This is a genomic window from Methylobacterium brachiatum, from assembly GCF_020523825.1.
GTDB lineage: Bacteria > Pseudomonadota > Alphaproteobacteria > Rhizobiales > Beijerinckiaceae > Methylobacterium > Methylobacterium brachiatum.
Genome location: NZ_JAJALK010000022.1, coordinates 44,221 through 63,840, shown reverse-complemented (window position 1 = coordinate 63,840; position 19,620 = coordinate 44,221). Strand labels below are relative to the sequence as shown.

Annotated in this window: 16 protein-coding genes; 5 read left to right on the top strand and 11 right to left on the bottom strand. The window is 72.1% G+C overall.

Features of this window, described 5'->3' with window-relative positions:
• Position 1 precedes the first annotated feature (1 nt).
• Positions 2–613, top strand: coding sequence for a pyridoxamine 5'-phosphate oxidase family protein (locus LGR69_RS28605; protein ID WP_007563102.1), 612 nt, complete (start codon positions 2–4; stop codon positions 611–613).
• Positions 614–656: 43 nt separating this feature from the next.
• Here the strand turns inward: LGR69_RS28605 and LGR69_RS28600 are convergent, their stop codons facing one another.
• From LGR69_RS28600 to LGR69_RS28580, 5 genes are all read right to left on the bottom strand, one after another.
• Positions 657–980 (bottom strand): type II toxin-antitoxin system PemK/MazF family toxin, encoded by a 324-nt coding sequence (locus LGR69_RS28600; RefSeq protein ID WP_039902863.1) that lies wholly within the window; start codon positions 978–980, stop codon positions 657–659.
• Positions 977–1,201 (bottom strand): antitoxin MazE family protein, encoded by a 225-nt coding sequence (locus LGR69_RS28595; RefSeq protein ID WP_007563098.1) that lies wholly within the window; start codon positions 1,199–1,201, stop codon positions 977–979. Before LGR69_RS28595 ends, LGR69_RS28600 begins: the two co-directional genes overlap by 4 nt.
• A gap of 110 nt (positions 1,202–1,311) precedes the next feature.
• Positions 1,312–2,211, bottom strand: a complete 900-nt coding sequence (locus LGR69_RS28590; RefSeq protein WP_007563097.1) for a transglutaminase family protein — start codon at positions 2,209–2,211, stop codon at positions 1,312–1,314.
• Positions 2,212–2,329: 118 nt separating this feature from the next.
• On the bottom strand, positions 2,330–4,870 hold the full coding sequence (locus tag LGR69_RS28585) for a circularly permuted type 2 ATP-grasp protein (RefSeq protein ID WP_007563095.1): 2,541 nt from the start codon (positions 4,868–4,870) through the stop codon (positions 2,330–2,332).
• Positions 4,871–4,883: 13 nt separating this feature from the next.
• Positions 4,884–8,162, bottom strand: coding sequence for a transglutaminase family protein (locus tag LGR69_RS28580; protein ID WP_007563093.1), 3,279 nt, complete (start codon positions 8,160–8,162; stop codon positions 4,884–4,886).
• A 226-nt stretch (positions 8,163–8,388) separates the two neighbouring features.
• On the opposite strand from LGR69_RS28580, the gene LGR69_RS28575 reads away from it, so the two are divergent.
• The gene (locus LGR69_RS28575; RefSeq protein ID WP_230368155.1) at positions 8,389–9,573 is read left to right on the top strand and encodes a zinc-binding metallopeptidase family protein; all 1,185 of its coding nucleotides are present in this window, start codon (positions 8,389–8,391) and stop codon (positions 9,571–9,573) included.
• An 11-nt stretch (positions 9,574–9,584) separates the two neighbouring features.
• On the opposite strand, the gene LGR69_RS28570 is transcribed toward LGR69_RS28575, so the two are convergent.
• Genes LGR69_RS28570 through mntR form a run of 3 tightly spaced genes read right to left on the bottom strand, consistent with a single transcriptional unit; the run spans position 9,585 to position 10,714 of the window.
• A complete protein-coding gene (locus LGR69_RS28570; protein WP_230368154.1) occupies positions 9,585–9,944 on the bottom strand; it encodes a DUF6883 domain-containing protein in 360 nt (119 codons plus the stop codon).
• Complete coding sequence (locus LGR69_RS28565) at positions 9,941–10,201, bottom strand: DUF4926 domain-containing protein (protein WP_007563087.1); 261 nt, start codon at positions 10,199–10,201, stop codon at positions 9,941–9,943. The genes LGR69_RS28570 and LGR69_RS28565 overlap by 4 nt, the downstream gene beginning before the upstream one ends.
• Before the next feature lie 51 nt (positions 10,202–10,252).
• Complete coding sequence (gene mntR, locus LGR69_RS28560) at positions 10,253–10,714, bottom strand: manganese-binding transcriptional regulator MntR (RefSeq protein ID WP_007563085.1); 462 nt, start codon at positions 10,712–10,714, stop codon at positions 10,253–10,255.
• A gap of 312 nt (positions 10,715–11,026) precedes the next feature.
• Here mntR and LGR69_RS28555 point away from each other — a divergent pair, with 312 nt between their 5' ends.
• Both LGR69_RS28555 and LGR69_RS28550 read left to right on the top strand, forming a co-directional pair.
• Positions 11,027–12,304: an Nramp family divalent metal transporter gene (locus LGR69_RS28555; RefSeq protein ID WP_039902862.1), complete on the top strand. Its 1,278-nt coding sequence runs from the start codon at positions 11,027–11,029 to the stop codon at positions 12,302–12,304.
• Positions 12,305–12,437: 133 nt separating this feature from the next.
• Positions 12,438–13,427 (top strand): DUF808 domain-containing protein, encoded by a 990-nt coding sequence (locus LGR69_RS28550; protein WP_230368153.1) that lies wholly within the window; start codon positions 12,438–12,440, stop codon positions 13,425–13,427.
• A 241-nt stretch (positions 13,428–13,668) separates the two neighbouring features.
• On the opposite strand, the gene LGR69_RS28545 is transcribed toward LGR69_RS28550, so the two are convergent.
• The 3 genes from LGR69_RS28545 to LGR69_RS28535 form a co-directional block, all read right to left on the bottom strand.
• Complete coding sequence (locus LGR69_RS28545) at positions 13,669–15,357, bottom strand: thiamine pyrophosphate-binding protein (protein ID WP_230368152.1); 1,689 nt, start codon at positions 15,355–15,357, stop codon at positions 13,669–13,671.
• A gap of 143 nt (positions 15,358–15,500) precedes the next feature.
• A complete protein-coding gene (locus tag LGR69_RS28540; RefSeq protein ID WP_230368151.1) occupies positions 15,501–16,694 on the bottom strand; it encodes an FAD-dependent oxidoreductase in 1,194 nt (397 codons plus the stop codon).
• 223 nt (positions 16,695–16,917) lie between these two features.
• Complete coding sequence (locus LGR69_RS28535) at positions 16,918–17,802, bottom strand: LysR substrate-binding domain-containing protein (RefSeq protein ID WP_230368150.1); 885 nt, start codon at positions 17,800–17,802, stop codon at positions 16,918–16,920.
• A 597-nt stretch (positions 17,803–18,399) separates the two neighbouring features.
• Here LGR69_RS28535 and LGR69_RS28530 point away from each other — a divergent pair.
• Positions 18,400–19,593, top strand: a complete 1,194-nt coding sequence (locus LGR69_RS28530; protein ID WP_230368168.1) for an HD domain-containing phosphohydrolase — start codon at positions 18,400–18,402, stop codon at positions 19,591–19,593.
• Positions 19,594–19,620 lie beyond the last annotated feature (27 nt).

Genomic DNA, 19,620 nt, shown 5'->3' with positions numbered 1-19,620 from the left:
GATGATCGTCGAGACCGTCGCGCAGCTGGAGGCGATCTATCATGCGCCGCTGGCCCCCGCCTCCGTGGCCAAGGTCACGGCGGCGATCACGCCGGATTACGCCGCGCTGATCGCCGCCGCGCCGTTCGCGGTGCTGGCGACATCCGGCCCCGAAGGGCTCGATTGCAGCCCCCGGGGCGACCGCCCGGGCTTCGTCCGGGTCGCCGACCCGCACACGCTGATCCTGCCGGACCGGCGCGGCAACAACCGGATCGATTCCCTGCGCAACGTCGTGCGCGACCCGCGGGTGGCGCTGCTGTTCCTGATCCCGGGCTCGGGCACGACCTTCCGGGTGAACGGGACGGCGGTGATCTCGGCCGATCCGGCTCTCCTGGACTCGTTCCGGGTGGACGGCCACGCGCCGCGCACGGCCCTCGTGATCACGGTCGAGGCGGCGTATTTCCAGTGCGCCCGGGCGATCGTCCGGTCCCGGCTGTGGGAGCCCGAGGCCCGGGTCGATCCGGCGGAGCTGCCGAGCCCCGGGGCGATCCTGGCCGCGCTCACCGCGGGCGATGTCGGCGGCCAGGCCTACGACGCGGAATGGCCGGCCCGGGCCGCCAGGACGATGTGGTGAGGGCCGGCCGATCCGGCCGCCCAGATGACTGTCAGAGCCCGGATCACGCGAGGCCGAGGAACAGCGCGAGGGAGCGCGTCACCGCCAGCAGGGTCGCGTCATCGAGGCGGCCGATCGGCGGCCCGACCTTCTCGCGCCGCACCGACATGCCCTTGTCGATCTGGATCTGAGACGGCCTGTTCAAGCCGTTCTCGGGCGTCGGCTGCACGGTCAGCCGGATCAGCGGTGCGTCCACCAACGTCGTTGACAGAAGGAGGACCGTCACGGTGCCGGTCTGCGCGAAGGCGTCGGACTGGATCACGAGGGCGGGACGCGGTTTCCCGAAATCGCCCGCCAGGGCGACCGTCACGAGATCGCCGCGCCTCACGTCTCGGCCGGGTCGTCGAGATCCGCGAGGGCGGCGTCGAGAAGGGCGTTCAGCTCAGGATCGGAGGCATCGGCTGCCGCCACCAGCAGCGATTGCCGCCGACATTCCTCCGCGAAACCCGGCCGGCTCGTATCCGGCACCCAGATCTGCACCGGCCGGAGCCCCGCCGCCCGCAAGGCATCCCGACGCTTCCGGACCCTGTGAGCGATGGGCGTGACCATCGATGCATCCGCCTCCGTTACAGGGAACAGATGGGAGGCCGGAGCGGGGGACGTCAAGGCGAAGCGGGCAGCCCCGACACGGCGCCGTCACGGCGCGGTCGGGCGCGGTTTCACCCCACCAGGGCGAGATCCTGCGTCTCGGTCTCGGGGATCACGTCGACCTCGACCTTCAGGCGCTGCTTGCCCGAGCCGCTGACGATGCCGTCCACCGGCGCCACGTCGCCGTAATCCCGGCCGCGGGCCACCACGATGTGGTCGTCCCGCACCGGCACGCCGTTGGTCGGGTCGAGGCCGAGCCAGCCCTCGCCGCACCAGACCGCCACCCAGGCGTGGCTCGCATCCGCCCCGCGCAGCCGCGGCCTGCCCGGGGGCGGCACGGTCCGCAGATAGCCGCTGACATAGGCCGCAGGCAGGCCCATGCCGCGCAGGCCCGCGATCATCACGTGGGCGAAATCCTGGCAGACCCCGGCCCGGAGGGCGAAGGATTCGGCCAGCGGCGTGCGCACATGCGTGGCCTTGGCATCGAACCGGAAATCGGCGCCGATGCGCAGCATCAGGTCGTGGGCCGCCCCGTAGGCGCTGCGGCCGGGCGCGAAGCTGGCCCGGGCATACTCGGTCACGTCGGGGACGAGGGGCACCCGGCCGCTCGGGAACAGGAAGTGGACCGGTGCCCGGCCGCCGAGGTCGCGCGAGGCCACCACGGCGTCGCGGACCCGCTCCCAGGCCTGGCCGGATTCCGGCTCCGGCGGCACGCGGCGCTCGACCCGCACCGTGGACAGCGCCTCGACGCTGAAGGTGGTGTGGGGCGTATCGAGGGTGATCGCCACGGCCTCGATCCCGAAATAGTCGCGCCGCATCACCGCATTGGTGGGGCTCGGGTCGATGGTCACGGCGCTCGCCAGCACGCTCTGCCCCTCGCCGTCCTGCGGCTTGAGCCGCAGGGCGCAGCGGGCGAAGCGCACCGGCTTGCCGTAGCGGTAGGTGGTGCGGTGGCGCAGCGTGTAGATCATCCCGGCGGCCGCGCGATTCGATGTCTGACGCGCGCATCATAGGCCGAAAGGGCCATCGGTTTTGCGGCGATCCTGACGCAGGAACAGGAATCCGGGCCGGATTGCGCGCCGCCCCTCATCACGCGAGGCCCGTCAGCTTTTCCGGGCGCAGGGCGTTCGGCCCGGCCGGGAAGTAGCGCACCGCGATACCGTCGGCGAGGCGCTCGAGGTCGGTCTCCAGGGCGGTGAGGCGCACGGCGTCGAAATCGGCGGCCTCGCCGCTGCGCAGCTCCGCCAGGATCCGGGAGGCGAGGCGGCGATGCGGCTCCGGGATGCCGTCGGCCGACAGCGCCGGCAGGTCGTCGAGATGCCGGGCGATCGCCTCCGCCTGGAAGGCGATCGAGCGCGGGTTGTAGGGGTCGAGCAGCACCATGTCGCGGACCGGGTCGAGGGCCGCGCCCTGCATGTAGCGCCGGCCGTAGCTGATCTGCGAATCGCACAGCGACAGCATCACCCCGAGGCAGCCCGGCGTCGCCTCGTCGTTGGCGAAGGAGAGCGCGAAGGTGCAGGTGTTGATCGCCCGCTCGACGCGCCGGCCGAGCTCGACGAAGTGCCAGCCCTCCGCCCGGCTCATGTTCTCGTGGGTGAGCCCCGACAGGGCGGCCAGCTGGCTCAGCGCCCGCTCGGCCCGGCCCGCGATCTGCGACTCGGTGAAGGTCCGCTCGGTATCCAGGGACACGCTCTCAATCAGGTCGGCGAGCACCCGCCAGGCCTCGCCGGAGAGCCGGGCGCGGAGCGCGGCGGCGTTGCGCCGGGCCGAGACGATATGGGCGCGGGCCGAGCCGTACAGCTCGCGCCCGGTCAGCGCCTCCTGGGCGAGCCGGGCGGTCGGCAGGTCGGTGGCGCCGATGGCGCCCCAATCGTAGAGGATGGCCCGCAGGGCCAGGGCGGCCGGGGTGTCGAGGGCCCCGGAGATGTCGGCCCCGACCGCGTCGCCGACGCTGCGCAGATGGGCCAGGACCAAGCGGATCACCGCCTCGGTGCGCTCGAGGTAGCGGCCGAGCCAGAACAGGCCGTCGGCGGCCCGGGAGGGCAGGTGGCCGCCCACCCGCCGCACTCGGGGGGCCGCGTGGGAGCCGATCAGCGGCGCCTCGACCGGGCTCTCGGACAGCACCCACAGGTCGGCCGAGCGGATGCCGAGCCGCATCTCGATCGGGTCGACATCCTCGCGCTCGGAGACCCGGCAGAAGCCGCCCGGCATCACCTGCCAGCCCGTGGCGGTCCGGGCGGCGAAGACGCGCACCACGAAGGGGCGGGGCACCAGGACGAGGCCGCCATCCTCGCCGCGCTCCCAGCCGGGCATGGTCGAGAGCGGCGCGGCCTCCTGGGCGACGTAGTCGAACGGCCGGTCGCGCAGGGCCGCCACGACCCGCGCCCGCTCCGCCGCCAGAGCCTGGGGCGCCAGCATCGCGTCGCGCCCCGCCCCGCGCTGGGGCGTGGCGGCCGGGCGCAGGATCAGGCTGTCGAGATTCGCCTGCGCGTGGGCCAGGCCTTCGAGGTCGCCGCACCACCAGGCCCGCGGATGCCCGAGCCGCAGGGGCTCGCCCAGGAGCCGGCGGGCGATGCCGTCGAGATAGGGGGCGAGCGCCGCGGACTCGACAAGGCCCGAGCCCGGCATGTTGGCCATCACCAGGGAGCCGTTGCGCAGGGCCTCGATCACGCCGGGCACGCCCAGCCGCGAGGCGGGGTTGAGCTCGAGGGGATCGAGATAATCGGCGTCGATCCGGCGCCACAGGGCATCGGCCCGCTTCAGCCCCGAGACGGTGCGCACGTGCAGGGCGCCGTCCCGCATGACGAGGTCGTCGCCCTCGACCAGCATCAGGCCGAGATAGCGGGCGAGCGCCGCCTGCTCGACATAGGTGCTGCTGTAGGGGCCCGAAGTCAGCAGGCAGATGCGCGGGTCGGAGCGCTCGGCCCCCAGCGCCAGCCCCTCGCGGAACGCCTGGAAGAAGGCCGGCAGGCGCTCAACGTGGAGATCCTGGAAGAAGTCCGGGAAGGTCCGGGCCAGGACCATGCGATTCTCCAGCGCCCAGCCGAGGCCCGAGGGTGCCTGGGTCCGGTCGGCCAGAACCTGCCAGCGCCCGTCGGGCCCCCGGCCGAGATCGGCGGCGTAGAGCTTGAGGTAATGGCCGCCGGGGGGCGCGACCCCGTGCAGGGGGTGGAGGAATTCCGGCGTCCCGGCCACGATCGCGGCGGGCAGCAGCCCGTCGGCGACCAGCCGGCCCGCGCCGTAGGAATCGGCGAGGATCGCCTCCATCAGCTCGGCGCGCTGGACGATGCCGGCGCTGAGCTCGCGCCACTCGGCCCCCTCGATCACCAGGGGCAGGCAGCCGAGCGGCCAGGGATGCTCGCGCTGGTCGCCGGAGATGCGGAAGGAGATGCCGGCATCCCGGATGTGCCGCTCCGCCGAGACGAAGCGGGCCAGGATCTCCGGCTCGGTCAGCGCGCCGAGATGGTCGAGCAGGCGCGGCCACGCCCCGCGCGGGGCACCGTCGGGCCCCAGGAACTCGTCCGGCCGGCCGGGGGCGGGCCGGTAGCCCGCGGTCCAGCGCGCGACGCGCTCCCGCCGGCTCTCGACCGCCTCGGCCCGGGCGGCGCCGGATGCGAGCGCCGCCTCCATCACCGGACCCCGGTCATGTCGGGGCCGGCATGCGCAGGTCGAGGGTGAGCGGGAACTCAGCGCTCGCCTCGGCGCGGGGCATCTCGATCCGGCCCGGCGTGTGGCCCAGCGGCTCGAAGCGGGCGAGGCGGCGCCCCTCCGCCTCGTAGGCGTTGACCGGGTGGGTCTCGTAGTTGCGGCCGCCCGGATGGGCGACGTGGTAGCGGCAGCCGCCGAGCGAGCGCCCGCTCCAAGCGTCCAGGATGTCGAAGGTCAGCGGCGAGTGGGCGGGAATCGTCGGGTGCAGCGACGAGGCCGGCTGCCAGGCCTTGAAGCGCAGGCCGGCCACGGCCTCGCCGGCCCGGCCGGTGCCGGTCATGGGCAGCCGGCGCCCGTTGCAGGCGATGACGTGCCGCTCGGGCACGAAGCCCTCGACCTTGACCTGAAGCCGCTCGACCGAGCTGTCGACGAAGCGCACGGTGCCCCCGCTCGTCCCTTCCTCGCCCATCACGTGCCAGGGCTCCAGTGCCTGGCGCAGTTCCATCCGGACCCCGCCCTGCTCGACCACGCCGAAGACCGGGAAGCGGAACTGGGCCTGCGCCTCGAACGCGACCGGGTCGAAAGCGTAGCCTGCCGCCCCGAGATCCTCCAGCACCCCGAGGAAGTCGGCCCAGAGGAAATGCGGCAGCATGAACCGATCGTGGAGCGTCGTGCCCCAGCGGACACAACCGCCGGTCTGCGGCTCGCGCCACAGCCACGCCACCAGCGCCCGCAGCAGCAATTGCTGCGCGAGGCTCATGCGGGCATCCGGCGGCATCTCGAAGGCCCGGAACTCCAGGAGGCCGAGGCGCCCGGTCGGCCCGTCCGGCGAGTACAGCTTGTCGATGCAGATCTCGGCCCGGTGGGTGTTGCCGGTGACATCCACCAGGATGTTGCGGAACACCCGGTCGACCAGCCAGCGCGGGATATTGGGCGCATCGGGGGCCGGGATCTGGGCCAGCGCGATCTCCAGCTCGTAGAGCCCGTCGTGGCGGGCCTCGTCCATCCGCGGGGCCTGGCTGGTCGGGCCGATATAGAGGCCGGAGAACAGGTAGGAGAGCGCCGGGTGGCGCTGCCAGTAGAGCACCAGGCTCTTCAGGAGGTCGGGCCGGCGCAGGAACGGCGAATCGTCCGGCGTGACGCCGCCCATGACCACGTGGTTGCCGCCGCCGGTGCCGGTATGGCGCCCGTCGACCATGAATTTTTCCGCGCCGAGCCGGGTCTGCCGGGCCTCGGCGTAGAGGTCGGTGGTGATCGCCACCGCCTCGCGCCAGGATGCGGCCGGGTGGACGTTGACCTCGATCACCCCGGGATCGGGGGTGACCTTGATCAGGCCGATGCGCGGATCGTAGGGCGGCTCGTAGCCCTCGATATGGATCGGCAGCTTCAGCGCGGCGGCCGCCGCCTCGAGATGAGCGGCGAGTTCGAGATACTCGTCGGCGCGCTGGGTCGGGGGCATGAACACCCGCACGATCCCGTCCCGGGGCTCGATCGCCAGCGCAGTGCGCACCGCGACGCCGGTGATGCCGGCGCCGTTGACGACGGTCTTGGCTTTCGGGTCGTCAGGGAGGGGGCCGCGGGGCTCCAGCGGGTCCTGCGGCTGGTAATAGGGATAGTGCTCGGGCGGCACGTAGGGCAGGGACGACAGGGGCAGCCGGAAGCCGAGGGGCGAATCGCCCGGCACCAGGAAGGCCTGGCCCCGGCGGAATTCCCATTTCTCCGAGATCCAGACCCGGTCGGCGTCGCCGTCCTTGCCGGTGGGCAGGCTCGCCAGCGGCAGGACGTAGCCCGCCGGCTCGCCGAGGCCGCGGGCGTAGACGCGCCGGATCCGGGCGTCGAACTCCACCGAGCCGGACTTGGCGGCGGCCGGCGTGACGTTGACCGGCAGCTCCGCGGCCTTCTTCTCCCAGAGCTCGCCATCCTCGAAGGCCGGGAAGACGTAGTCGGACAGGCCGAGCCGGCGGGCCAGGGTGTCGGCCAGCGCCTGCGCCTGGGCGATCGTGGCGGTGCCCTCAGACCCCTCGCCCGCTTCCGGGGCGATCAGGGCCGGATCCTTCCAGATCGGCTTGCCGTCCTTGCGCCAGTACAGGGCGAAGGCCCAGCGGGGCAGGCTCTCGCCGGGGTACCACTTGCCCTGGCCGTAATGCAGCAGGCCACCCGGGCCGAAACGGTCGCGCAGGCGCCGGATCAGCGTGTCGGCCAGCCGCCTCTTGGTCGGGCCGACGGCGGCGATGTTCCATTCCGGCGCCTCGAAATCGTCCACCGACACGAAGGTCGGCTCGCCGCCCATGGTCAGCCGGACGTCCTGTGCCACGAGGTCGGCGTCGACCCGCTCGCCCAGCGCGTCCATGGCCGACCAGACCGCCTCGGAATAGGGCTTGGTGATCCGCGGCGTCTCGGCGACCCGGGTGATCCGCATCTCGAAGCCGAACTCGGTCTTGGCCGGCTCGGCCACGCCCGAGATCGGCGCGGCCGAGCGGTAATGCGGGGTCGCGGCCAGCGGGATATGGCCCTCGCCGGTGAGCAACCCGGAGGTCGCGTCCATGCCGATCCAGCCGGCGCCCGGCAGGTAGACCTCGGCCCAGGCGTGCAGGTCGGTGAAGTCGGCCGACGCGCCGGCCGGGCCGTCGACCGCGGTGGTGTCGGGCACGAGCTGGATCAGGTAGCCGGAGACGAACCGGGCCGCGAGCCCGATCCGGCGCAGCACCTGAACGAGCAGCCAGGCCGAATCCCGGCAGGACCCGCTCTTGAGCCGCAGCGTCTCGGCCGGCGTCTGGACCCCCGGCTCCAGGCGCACGCCGTAGGCGATCTCGCGGGCGATCATGCCGTTGAGCGCCACCAGGAACAGGACCGTGCTGGTCTCCTCGGGCAGCCGCGCGAGCAGCGCCTCGATCTCCGGCCCGTCCGCGTCCACGGGCATCAGGTAGGGCGCCAGCTCCTCCGACAGGTCGGGCTCGTACGCGAAGGTGCGGGTCTGCGCGTAATCCTCCACGAAGAAGTCGAACGGGTTGATCACCGCCATCTCGGCGGTGAGGTCGACCTCGATCTTCAGCTCGTCGGTCTTCTCCGGGAAGACCAGGCGGGCGAGCCAGTTGCCGCTCGGATCCTGCTGCCAGTTCAGGAAATGGTTGGCGGGCGTCACCGTCAGCGCGTAGGCCGGCACCTTGGTGCGCGCGTGCGGAGCCGGGCGCAGGCGCACCACCTGGGGGCCGAGGCTGATCGGCCGGTCGTAGCGGTAATGCGTGACGTGGTGCAGGGCGGCTTTGATCGACACGATAGCTCCGTCTGAAGGATCGAATGCGGTCTCGTAGCCGGTACCGGGCGCCGCAGCGGGTCGATCGCCAAGCCCCACCGCGTGGTTATGTGCCAAGGATGGGGTCACAAGCAATTTTCGTGCGGCGGCGCCCGCTTCCGGGGATCGCCGCCGACCTTGGCCGGAACTTTGCCGGCCGCCCTCGTTTGACCGGAAGGTGGGCCGGTTGCCGGCCCGGGACGGCGCGATGAAGCTCTTCCAGTGCCAGGCCTGCGACCAGCCGGTCACCTTCGAGGCGACCGCCTGCGAGAGCTGCGCGCGGCAGCTGGGCTATGCCTGCGCGGTGCACGAGGTCTCGGCCCTGGAGCCCGTGGCGCTCTCAAGCCATCCCGCCATGGGCGGCGCCCAGACGTTCCACGCCTACGCGGATCCCGGCCGGCGCTACCGCTACTGCAACAACGCCCTGTCGGGGGCCTGCAACTGGCTGGTGCCGGAGGACAGCCACGACATCTTCTGCACCGCCTGCCGGCACAACCGGGTGGTGCCGGACCTCTCGCAATCCTGGAACCTCACCCGCTGGCGCCAGATCGAGGCGGCCAAGCGCCGGCTGTTCTACTCGCTGCTGCGCCTCGAACTGCCGCTGGCGACCCGGGCCCAGTACACGGACGGCCTGGCCTTCGACTTCCTGGTCGATCCCTCCGAGACGTTCTCGGCCGGGACGCCGGTGCTCACGGGCCATATCAACGGCCTGATCACCATGAACATCGCCGAGGCCGACGACGTCGAGCGCGAGCGGCGGCGGATCCTGTTCGGCGAGCATTACCGGACCCTGCTCGGCCATTTCCGGCACGAGATCGGGCATTATTTCTGGTACCTGCTGGTGATGAACGGGCCAACCATGGGCGCGTTCCGGGCGCTGTTCGGCGACGAGAGCCTGAACTACGTCCAGGCCCTGCAGGACCATTACGCCCGCGGCGCCCCGGCCGACTGGGAGGATTCCTACGTCTCGGCCTACGCCACCGCCCATCCCTGGGAGGACTTCGCCGAGACCTTCGCGCATTACCTGCACATCGTCGACACGGTGGAGACCGCCTCGACCTTCGAGCTGCACGTGCGCCCGCGCCTGCGCCACGCCAGGCCGGCGCCCACGGTGATCGATTTCGACCCCTACGACACCCAGGACCTCGACCGGCTGATCGAGGCGTGGCTGCCGCTGACCTACGCGATCAACTCCCTGTCCCACAGCATGGGCCAGCCGGCGCTCTACCCGTTCAAGCTGACCCCCACGGTGATCGCCAAGCTCGCCTTCGTGCACGAGCGGATCTACGCCTCCCGCTCCGGCACCCTGCCGGATCCCGGCGAGGCAGGCGCCGAGATGCTGCGCGCGGTGATCCTGGGACTGCGCCAGAAGGTGGCGGCGCCGACGGTGTGAGTGGCGGACGGTCAGGGCCGGGGCCGCGGAAGCGGCTTGAGGGTTATGAACCGTGCTGTCCGGGACGGATCGGCATCATCGACCTGCCAGACGGTTCTGACCTGCGGATCCAAGCCACCGCGGGCGGCCAGGGGGCCCTCGAAGTAAAGCTTGGTGGCCCGATATCCGGGCACGAACCCACGGAAATGCGGCTGCCGCGCAGGGTCGAGCAACGCATCGATCAGGGCGTCCGGATCGCCCGGCGTAAATCCGAACGCGGCGAGGAACCGGCACTTCGCGGCGCCGTCCCGGTGGCTCGGTTTGAGCAGATAGGCGGAGACCTTGGCTGGGGCGACGTGAAAGCGGGACGGCCAAGCGTCCGGGTCGGTCACACGACCGCTCGCTCGACGAGGCACACGGTGTCGGCCTCGACCGTCGCCAGCGTGTCGACCGGCTCCGTGAATTCGACCTCGAAGGCCTCGCCGTCCGCATAGATCGCTACGACGGTACCGGTCGTACCGGCCGGAACCGTCACGTCGTCGTCGCCCGAGACCGCCCGCAGAATCCGGACACGGTCGAGTTCCCGGACGGGCTCGGAACCGAGTCCGCCGACAGGCGGCAGGGACGACTTCGGACGAGGCGCACGCATCACGCGGAGGATACGCCGTCCCGCATCGGACGCAATGCGCCCGGTCGCCGGTCAGGTCTCCTGCCGCCCCTCCACGAAGGCGCGGAACGCCGCCAGGGTCTCGGCGCTGACATGGTGCTCGATCCCCTCGGCATCGCGCCGGGCGGTCTCGGGGCTGACCCCGAGGGTGCACAGGAAGCGCTCCACGATGCGGTGGCGCTCGCGCGCCTGGCTGGCGAGCCGGCGGCCGGCCTCGGTCAGGAAGACGCCGCGATAGGGCCGCTGCTGGACGAAGCCGTCCTCGCACAGCCGCTTGAGCATCTTGGCGACCGTGGGCTGGGCCACGCCGAGGCGGGCGGCGATATCGACCTGGCGCGCCTCGCCGCCGTCGCCGATCAGGTCGTCGATCAGCTCGACGTAATCCTCGACGAGTTCGGAGCGCCGCGCCTCGCGGGCCTGGCGGAAGCTCTCCACATGCCGCTCGGGATCGACCAGCACGGTCTCGGGGGCAATCGGCTCGGACGGTTCCTGCATCGGCTCTCCCTCTCGCCGCCCCCCGGCGCCGCCCGACCCCTGTCTAGCAAAGTCCGCCCCGGAGAGGGGAGTCCCGCGACGCGATCGCGGCCCCCCATAAATGCCCCCTTGAAACCCGCGGCCGATCCCCTGAATATAGCCCAAGCTATATCTTTGAGAAAAGGGTGAGGCATGGCAACGCCGGACGCGGCGACGGTCCAGGGGGGCCAGATGCCCCGGGGATCTGCGCCCCAGGGACCTGCGCCCAAGGGACCTGCTCCCAAGGGACCTGCGCCTGAGGGAACGGCACCGGATGGCCCCGCGCTCGGCAGGATGAGCCGGCGCACGGAGCAGGCGATCCGCGACACGCTCGACGGGCGGTCGGGCGGGCGCGGCCGGTTCCTGCTGTTCGTGGGTCCCGCCGTGACGGCGTCGATCGCCTACATGGACCCCGGCAACTTCGCCACCAACATCCAGGCCGGCGCGCGCTACGGCTACGGCCTGCTCTGGGTGGTGCTGCTCGCCAACTTCACCGCGATGCTGTTCCAGGCGCTCTCGGCCAAGCTCGGGATCGTCACGGGCAAGAACCTCGCCGAGCATTGCCGCGACGCGACGCCGTTGCCGGTGCGGCTCGGCCTCTGGAGCATCAGCGAGGTCGCCGCCATGGCCACCGACCTCGCGGAGTTCCTCGGCGGCGCGATCGGTCTGTCGCTGCTCACCGGCATGCCGCTGATGGCCGGCATGGCGATCACCGCCATCGTCACCTACGCGATCCTGCTCTTGGAGCACGAGGGCTTCCGGCCCCTGGAGATCGCGATCGGCGTCATGGTCGGCACGATCGGCCTCTGCTACGCGGTCGAGCTCGTGATCGCCCCGGTGGATTGGGCGGACGCCGCCAAGGGCCTCGTCACCCCGAGGATCCCGGACGCCCAGGCCCTGACCATCGCGGTCGGGATCATCGGCGCCACCGTGATGCCGCACGCGCTGTTCCTGCATTCGGGGCTGACCCAGGGGCGGGGCAGCCCCCGGACCGACGCCGACCGGCGCCTGCTGGTGCGCTACTCGAACCGCGAGGTGGTGGTGGCGCTGCTGCTCGCCGGCCTGGTCAACATGGCGATGGTGATCATGGCGGCGGCGGCCTTTCATGCCGGCCACAGCGAGGTCGCCGAGATCGAGCAGGCCTACCGCACCCTGACGCCGCTGCTCGGGCCGGCGGCCGGGGCCGCCTTCCTGGTGTCGCTGCTCGCCTCGGGGATCTCCTCCTCGGTGGTGGGGACGCTCGCCGGGCAGATGGTGATGCAGGGCTTCACCGGCTGGCGCATCCCGCTCATCGTCCGCCGGCTGGTGACCATGCTGCCGGCCTTCGTGGTGGTGGCGATCGGCGTCGACCCGACCCGGGCCCTGGTCCTGTCCCAGGTGGTGCTGTCGCTCGCCCTGCCGGTGCCGATGGTCGCGCTGGTGGTGTTCACCCGCCGCCGCAGCGTGATGGGGGCCTTCGCCAACGGCCCGCTCACCCAGATCGCCTCCGTGGCCGGGGCGGCCGTCGTGCTCGGCCTCAACATGGTGCTGCTGGCCGCCGCGTTCGGCCTGCCGGTCCCGGGGCTGGAGTGAGCCTTTCCGCGCGGGCATCGCGCCGACCCGGGCGGACGAGTCCGGCTGTGCCGCCGCCGCGATCGTCTGCGAGGGATCAAATTCGGTCGCGGATCGTCTGTCTGGCGGACTTACCGTGGACGAGGAACGACCTGTGAGCGTTGGATTGATCGCCCTCCTGGACGATGTCGCGTTCATGGTCAGGGGGGCGGCCGCGTCCCTCGACGACGTCGCGGGTCAAGCCGCCAAGGCCGGAACGAAGGCGGCCGGCGTCGTCATCGACGATGCCGCGGTCACGCCGCGCTACGTCGTCGGCTTCGCGGCGGCGCGCGAGCTGCCGATCGTCGGCAAGATCGCCCTGGGGTCGCTGAAGAACAAGCTCCTGTTCCTGTTGCCGGGCGCGCTGGCGCTCAGCGCCTTCGCACCCTGGGCGATCACCCCGCTCCTGATGCTGGGCGGCGCCTACCTCTGCTACGAGGGCGCCGAGAAGGTCTACGAGGCTCTCTTTCCCCATCGCGCGCACGGGCATGAGGCGGAGGGCCAGGGCGACACGGGGAGCGATCAGGCCCGGGAAGACAGCCGCGTCGCGAGTGCCATCAAGACCGACTTCATCCTGTCGGCCGAGATCATGGCCATCACCCTGGCCGCCTTGCCGGAGGGCAGCTTCTGGATGCGGGCGGCTGTGCTCGCCATCGTCGCCCTGGGCATCACCGCGGGCGTCTACGGCGCGGTCGCGCTCATCGTGAAGGCCGACGATGCGGGCCTCGCCCTCGCCCGCAGCCAAGCGGGGCCGCCGCTCGGAAGCCTCATCCGCGGTCTCGGGCGCGGCGTGGTCAAAGGCATGCCGATCCTGCTCAAGCTCCTGGCCATCGTCGGAACGGCCGCGATGATCTGGGTCGGCGGCGGGATCCTGATGCACGGGCTGGAAACGTACGGCCTGTCGGGGCCGGCACACGTGTCGCACGAAGCCGCCGTGAGCGCGGCCTCCTACGTCCCGTTTGCCAAGGGCTTGGTCGCGTGGCTGGTCACCGCGGCGGCGTCGGGCCTGATCGGGCTGGTGGTCGGCGGTCTGCTGATCCCGCTGACGAGCGTCGTCCTGGCGCCGGCCTGGCGGAGCCTATCAGGCCTGTGGCGGCGCGCCTGAAGCGAGGCCGGCCCGCAGGAGAGATGGCGCGGCGATCGCCCGACAGCCTCGTCGCCAAGCGGCGCGGCAGCCGCGTCGAAGCGTCGTCTCGCCCCTTCCCGCGATGGACGCATCGGGCACCGCGAGGACGCACACGGCCGGGCTCGCGCGGGACTGCATGGTCCGGTGAAGCCCGGCACGCCCAGGCCGGGCCTCGCCTGGCGTGACGGACGGACGCGGCGGCCTTCGGCGACGCCCCGGGTCAGCTCGCCCGGACCACCACCTCCACGAGGTTGGCACCGCCGGACCGGATCCCGGCCTCGATCGCCGGGGCGATGTCGGCGGCCCGGGTCACCCGCCGGGACGGCACCCCCATGGAGGTGGCGAGCGCCAGGTAGTCGACCCGCGGGTCGGTGAGATCCATGGCGATGAAGCGGTTGGCCCGCACCGAGGCGTAGTGCGCCTGGCCTTTCATGAAGTTCTTCAGGATGTTGTACTCGGCGTTGTTGATCACCACGAAGGTGACCGGCAGCTTCTCGTGCGCGGCGGTCCAGAGCGCCTGGGGCGAGTACATCGCGGCCCCGTCGCCGACGACGCAGACCACGGGCGCCCGGTCGATGCCGAGGGAGAAGCCGACCGCCGCCGGCATGCCCCAGCCGAGCACGCCGCCGCGCATCGCCGCGTATTGGTGGGTGGAGGCGCTGTCGAGGAAGGTCCGCAGATGGGTCAGCGTCGCGGGCGCCTCGTCGATGATCGTCGTCTCGGCCCCCACCGCCCGGGCCACCTCGCGGGCCGCGACCAGCGGCGCGATCACCGGATCCTCGAAGGCGGCGTCGGCCGCGGCGGCGAGCTTGGCCCGCCGCTCGGTCCGGGCCGTCTCCGCCCGCGCGCGCAGCTCCGCGAAGGCGGCGGCGCGATCAGCCACGCGGGGGGCCAGCAGCGGCAGCAGCGCGTCCAGGGAGGCGCGGATGTCGCCCACCGTCGATAGGCTGGTGGCGTAGGTGCGCCCGAGGTCGCGGACGTCGGCCGAGAGCTGGAAAACCTGCGTCCCCGGCGGCACCGCCGAGACCTCCGAGTAGAGCACGGTGATCAGCGACTTGCCGCCCAGCGCGAAGACCGCGTCGTAGCGCCCGAGGATGTCGGCGATGGCGTCGGCCCGGGTCGGCAGGTTGCCGGCCCAGAGCGGGTGGGCGGTGGGGAAGGGGATGTGGGCCGGCCAGGACGAGCCGTAGACCGGCGCCGACAGCAGGTCGGCCAGCGCCACCGCCTGGGCGGAGGCGTCCGAGGCGTCGATCTCGTCGCCAGCGATCAGGGCCAGGCGGCCGGGCGCGATGGCGGCGAGCTTCTCGGCCAGCTTGTCGAGGGAGCCCGCCACCGCCCGCTGGTCGATGGTCGAGGTCTCGCCCGCCGGCACGGCGGTCTTCGCCTCCATCACGTCCATCGGCAGGGACAGGAAGACCGGGCCGGACGGGGCGGCGGCGCAATCGTGGAAGGCGCGGCGCAGGAGCACCGGGATCTGGTCCGGGCTGGTGACCTCGCGCGCCCACTTCACCACCGGGTCGGCGATGGCGACGAGGTCGCCCATCAGCAGCGGGTCTGAGAGGGCGTGGCGCAAGTCCTGCTGGCCGGCCGTGACCACCAGCGGCGTGCCGCTGACCTGCGAGTTCCACAGGGCGCCCATCCCGTGGCCGAGGCCGCCGGCGGTGTGCAGGTTGAGGAAGGCCGGCCGGCGCGCGCCCTGCGCGTAGCCGTCGGCCATCGCCACCACGGTCGCCTCCTGCAGGGCGAGGATGTAGCCGATGTCCTGCGCCTCGGTGAGCGCGTCGATCAGCGGTAATTCGGTGGTGCCAGGATTGCCGAAGATGTAGCGCACGCCCTCCGAGCGCAGCACATCCAGCAGCAGTTCGGCGCCCCTGCGGCTCCCGGCGGCGTCCACGGTCTCGATCGGCATGCGCAACCCTCCTCCGCCCCCCGGCGGAATCAGCGCGACGCTACCCCATGGCCGCGCCGCGACGAAGAGCCGGGGCGCGGGATCCGGTTTCCGAAGGGCGAGCCCTTCGGCCGGTTGTCAGGGCGGAGCCCCGACGAAGCCGGTTACAGTCCGATCGGCAGGAGGCCGGGCGCCAGAGCCGCGGCGGCCCTGGGTCCGTCCTTCGCCATGCGGATCGCCGTGCGGGCGAGCCGGTTGCGCAGGCGCCGGGCCCGCCAGAGCGCGCCCGTCTCCACGGCGAGGCCGCGGGCGTAGACGCTGGCGCGCAGGCTGCGCGCGTCGCAGGCCTGCTTGATCGGGTCGGCATAGAAGGCCGCGATCTTCTCGCGGCCCATGCCGGGGCTGGCGAGCCAGGCCGGCACGTGAACCCGGGCGAGGCGGTCGGCATCGGTCAGCAGCTTGCCGATCCCGGTGCCGGGGATCGGGCAGGCGGTCTGGAAGGCGTCGCCGATCAGCACCAGCCCGTCGCGCTCCACCCCCTCGGCCCGGGCGAGGTCGATCGGCCGGATCTCGAGGGGCCCGGCCACGGACAGGTCCGGGCAATGCTGCGCCAGACGGGGCATCATCGCCCGCAGGGTCGCCTCCGGGTCCCGGCGCAGGGACGCGACCCAGGGCTCGCCGGGGTCGCGGTAGCAGAACAGGTTCGCCCGCATCACGTCCCCGATCGGGAACAGGGTCAGGTAGGCGTCGCGCGCGCCGAACCCTTCGGCGAAGTAGGTCATGGCCGGGAACGGGAAGTCGCCCCGGGGCGCCGCCATGTCGAAGCCGACCGCCAGGGAATGGCGCGGGCTCAGCGCCCGCTTGGTGATGCCGGCCTTGGCCAGCAGCGCGTGGCCCAACCCGGTGGCGAGCACGACGAGGCGTGCCTCGATCCGGCGCCCGTCGCTCAAGGTGAGCGCCTGGCGCTCGGGTCCGAGTTCCAGGTCGGCAACCCGGCCGGGGATCAGCAATCCATCCGGCAGGGCTTCCCGGGCGGCCCCGACCAGGACGGGGTAATGCGCGCCCCATTCGCGGGCGGCCTCCCGGTAGGCGAGGCGTCCGTAGCGGACCACGGCCACCTCCTCGGTCGCCGTCGTGTAGGCGGCGAGCGCCCGGCCGAACCCGAGACCCTCGAACAGGGCCATCTGGTCGGCCCCGAATTTCTCCGCCCGGAAGTCGCGGCGCGCCGCGCCGCGTTCGGCCTGGGCGTCGATCAGCGCGACCCGGGTCCCGGCGCGGGCGAGCGCCCCGGCCAGGCAGCTCCCGGCCAGCCCGGCCCCGATCACGGCCACATCGTAGCTGTCCGCCCCGCTGCCCATCGCTATCATCTGTGAAGTTGTCCCGCCCGCGACGTCAGGATCTCAACGCGCGAAAACGCAGACATGCCAGCGATCATGGTTTCCGTAAAGCACGTACGTAATTTTCCAGCGTCCGGAGACGGAGATCTACATGACCGCGTCGGCAACCGCGGGCGACCTCATCTTCTGATTGAAGTCACCCACCTTATATCAATCTCTCGGCCGCCTCCGATCTGCCCTGCGCTTACGCGCGCAGCTGCGCCACGAACGCGCGCATGAACGGCGGCAGGCCGTCGAGGTCGCGCAGGCACAGGGTCAGGTCGCGCCGCGCCCAGGCATCGGAGAGAGGCACCACCGCGATGGCGAGGCCCTGCGCTGCGCGTGCGGCCGCGCTCTCGGGCAGCACCGCGAGCCCGACCCGGGCCTCGACCAGGCGGCAGACGGCGTCGAAGCCGCGCAGCTGCACCCGCAGGCGCATCGGCCGCCCCTCCCGCACCGCCTGGGCGACCAGGAACCGGCTGATCGCGCTGCGCCGGTCGAGGCCGACGAGGTCGTGGCCGAGCACCTCGGCGAAGGCGATGTCGGTGCGCGCCGCCAGGGGGTGGTCCCGGGCCGCCACCAGCACGAACCGGTCCTCCCGGAACGGGAAGGTCTGGAGCGAGCCGGTATCGACCGTGCCCGACAGGATGCCGAGATCGGCCGCGCCCTCGGCCACCAGCCCGACGATCTCCTCGGAGGTGCGCTCCTCGATCTCGACCCCGATCCCGGGATGGGTGGCCAGGAAGGCCGAGAGCGCGTCGGGCAGGAACTCGGTCAGCGCGTTGGTGTTCGCCAGGACCCGGATCTGCCCGACCGCGCCGCCCGAGAACACCGCCATCTCCTCGCGCAGGCGCTCGACGCCCGCCAGCACCTCCCGGGCATGGGCCAGGAGCGTGCGCCCGGCCGGGGTCGGGCTGACGCCCTGCCGCCCCCGGGTCAGGAGGGCGGCGCCGAGGGAGTCCTCCATCAGCCGGATCCGCGTCGAGGCCGCCGCCAGGGCGAGGTTCGCCCGCGCGGCCCCGTGGGTGATCGAGCCGGCCTCGACCACGTGCCGGAACAGGCCGAGATCGACGAGATCGAACCGTATCATCGCCGGAGGCCTCTCCCGGGCATCGCATCGCCCGGACCATCCGTCTCGCGGCGACAGTGCGGGACGGTATCGCCGCCCGGCCGGCCTGTCAGCGCCCCGCGGCAGGCGCGGCGCCCGGAGCGGCCCCGCAGCACGGCAGGCGACGGCGCCGGTGCCGAGCCGGCAACGTCAATATCGAAGCTCAAACACCTTAATAGCCGATCGATATCATCCGTAATCGCACAACCATGATCCGGACATACAAGTTTTACCGGGAATGCATGACATTTATGCCGAACAACTCGATCCCTATATCTAGCGTATAGTGAAAAACATCCCCACAGGCGAGCCGGAGATCATTTACTCCCCTTTAACGTGCAATATTCCAAATGTATCGCATAGCCGGCGAGACCTTCCACATCGAGGACGGCAACTTCACCCGCGATCGTCACCGGATCGGACCATGACCGCTCTCAGCCCTCTGGATCCGTCCTCGGACCCCCGCCGCTGCCGGCGCCCGCAGGCTCGCGTGATCGCGGCCCCGGCGGCCGGCGCAGCCTCGACCCTCTGCCCTTCCCGCGCCGGGCACGAGCCCGCGGAGCGAGACGACACGCCATGATGGACGCGCTCCTGGTTGACGACAGCGCGACCATGCGCCTGCGGCTGCGGCAGATGCTGGAGGCCAAGCCCGACGTCAGCGTCACCGACTATGCCGACCCGGCTGCGGCCCTCGTCGAGGCGCAGATGCGCGCCTTCGATCTCGTGCTGGTCGATTACCACATGCCGACGATGGACGGCATCGCGTTCATCCAGCAGATGCGCACCATCCCGCATTACGCCCAGGTGCCCATCGCGATGGTCACCAGCGACATCTCCGACGCGGTGCGGCTCGCCGCCCTGGAGGCGGGGGCGACCGACTTCCTCGACAAGTCCATGCGGGGCGTCGAGCAGACCGTGCGGCTGCGCAACCTGATCCGCCTCGCCAAGGCGGTGCGGCGGCTGGCCGAGCAGGCCGCCTGGCTCGACGGCGAGGTCGAGGCCGCCCTGCGGCACATGCGCGAGCGGGAGGAGGAGATCATCTTCCGCCTGTCGCTGGCAGTCGAGTACCGCGACAACGACACCGGCGACCACACCTGGCGGGTGGCCCGCTACAGCCAGATCGTGGCCGAGGCGCTCGGCCTGCCGGCGGAGGTCTGCCGCAACCTGTACCTCGCCGCGCCGCTGCACGATGTCGGCAAGGTGGCGATCCCGGACGGCATCCTGCTGAAGCCCGGCCGGCTCGACCCGGACGAGTTCGCCCTGATCAAGACGCACGCGACCATCGGCCAGCGCATCCTGGGCGGCAGCACCTCCGAGCTGATCCGGCTGGCCGCCGAGATCGCCGAGGCGCATCACGAGAAATGGGACGGGAGCGGCTATCCGAAGGGCCTGGCCGGCCCCCAGATCCCGCTCTCCGCCCGGATCGTCGCGGTGGCGGACGTGTTCGACGCCCTGACCACGCAGCGGCCCTACAAGGAGGCCATGCCGTTCGAGGCGGCCCTGGACTGCATCCGGGCCGATAGCGGCCGCCATTTCGATCCGGCCTGCGTCGAGGCCTTCGGCGCGCGCTGGCCGGACATCCGCGTGGCCGGCGGCCAGGAGCGGGCCGCCGGCCGGCGGGGCGCCCACGCCGTCACCGAGCCCTGGGCTCGGGTGCCGACCCTGCTGCGCGAGATCGCCTCCGAGACGCCCGTCCTCGCGGGCCGGTTCGCCGACGGCCCCAACCCCCGCCCCGCCCGGGAGGAAGCCCCCGCCCTCCGGCGCCACGGGTGAGAGCGCGGGCGCGGTCGCTGCGCAGGG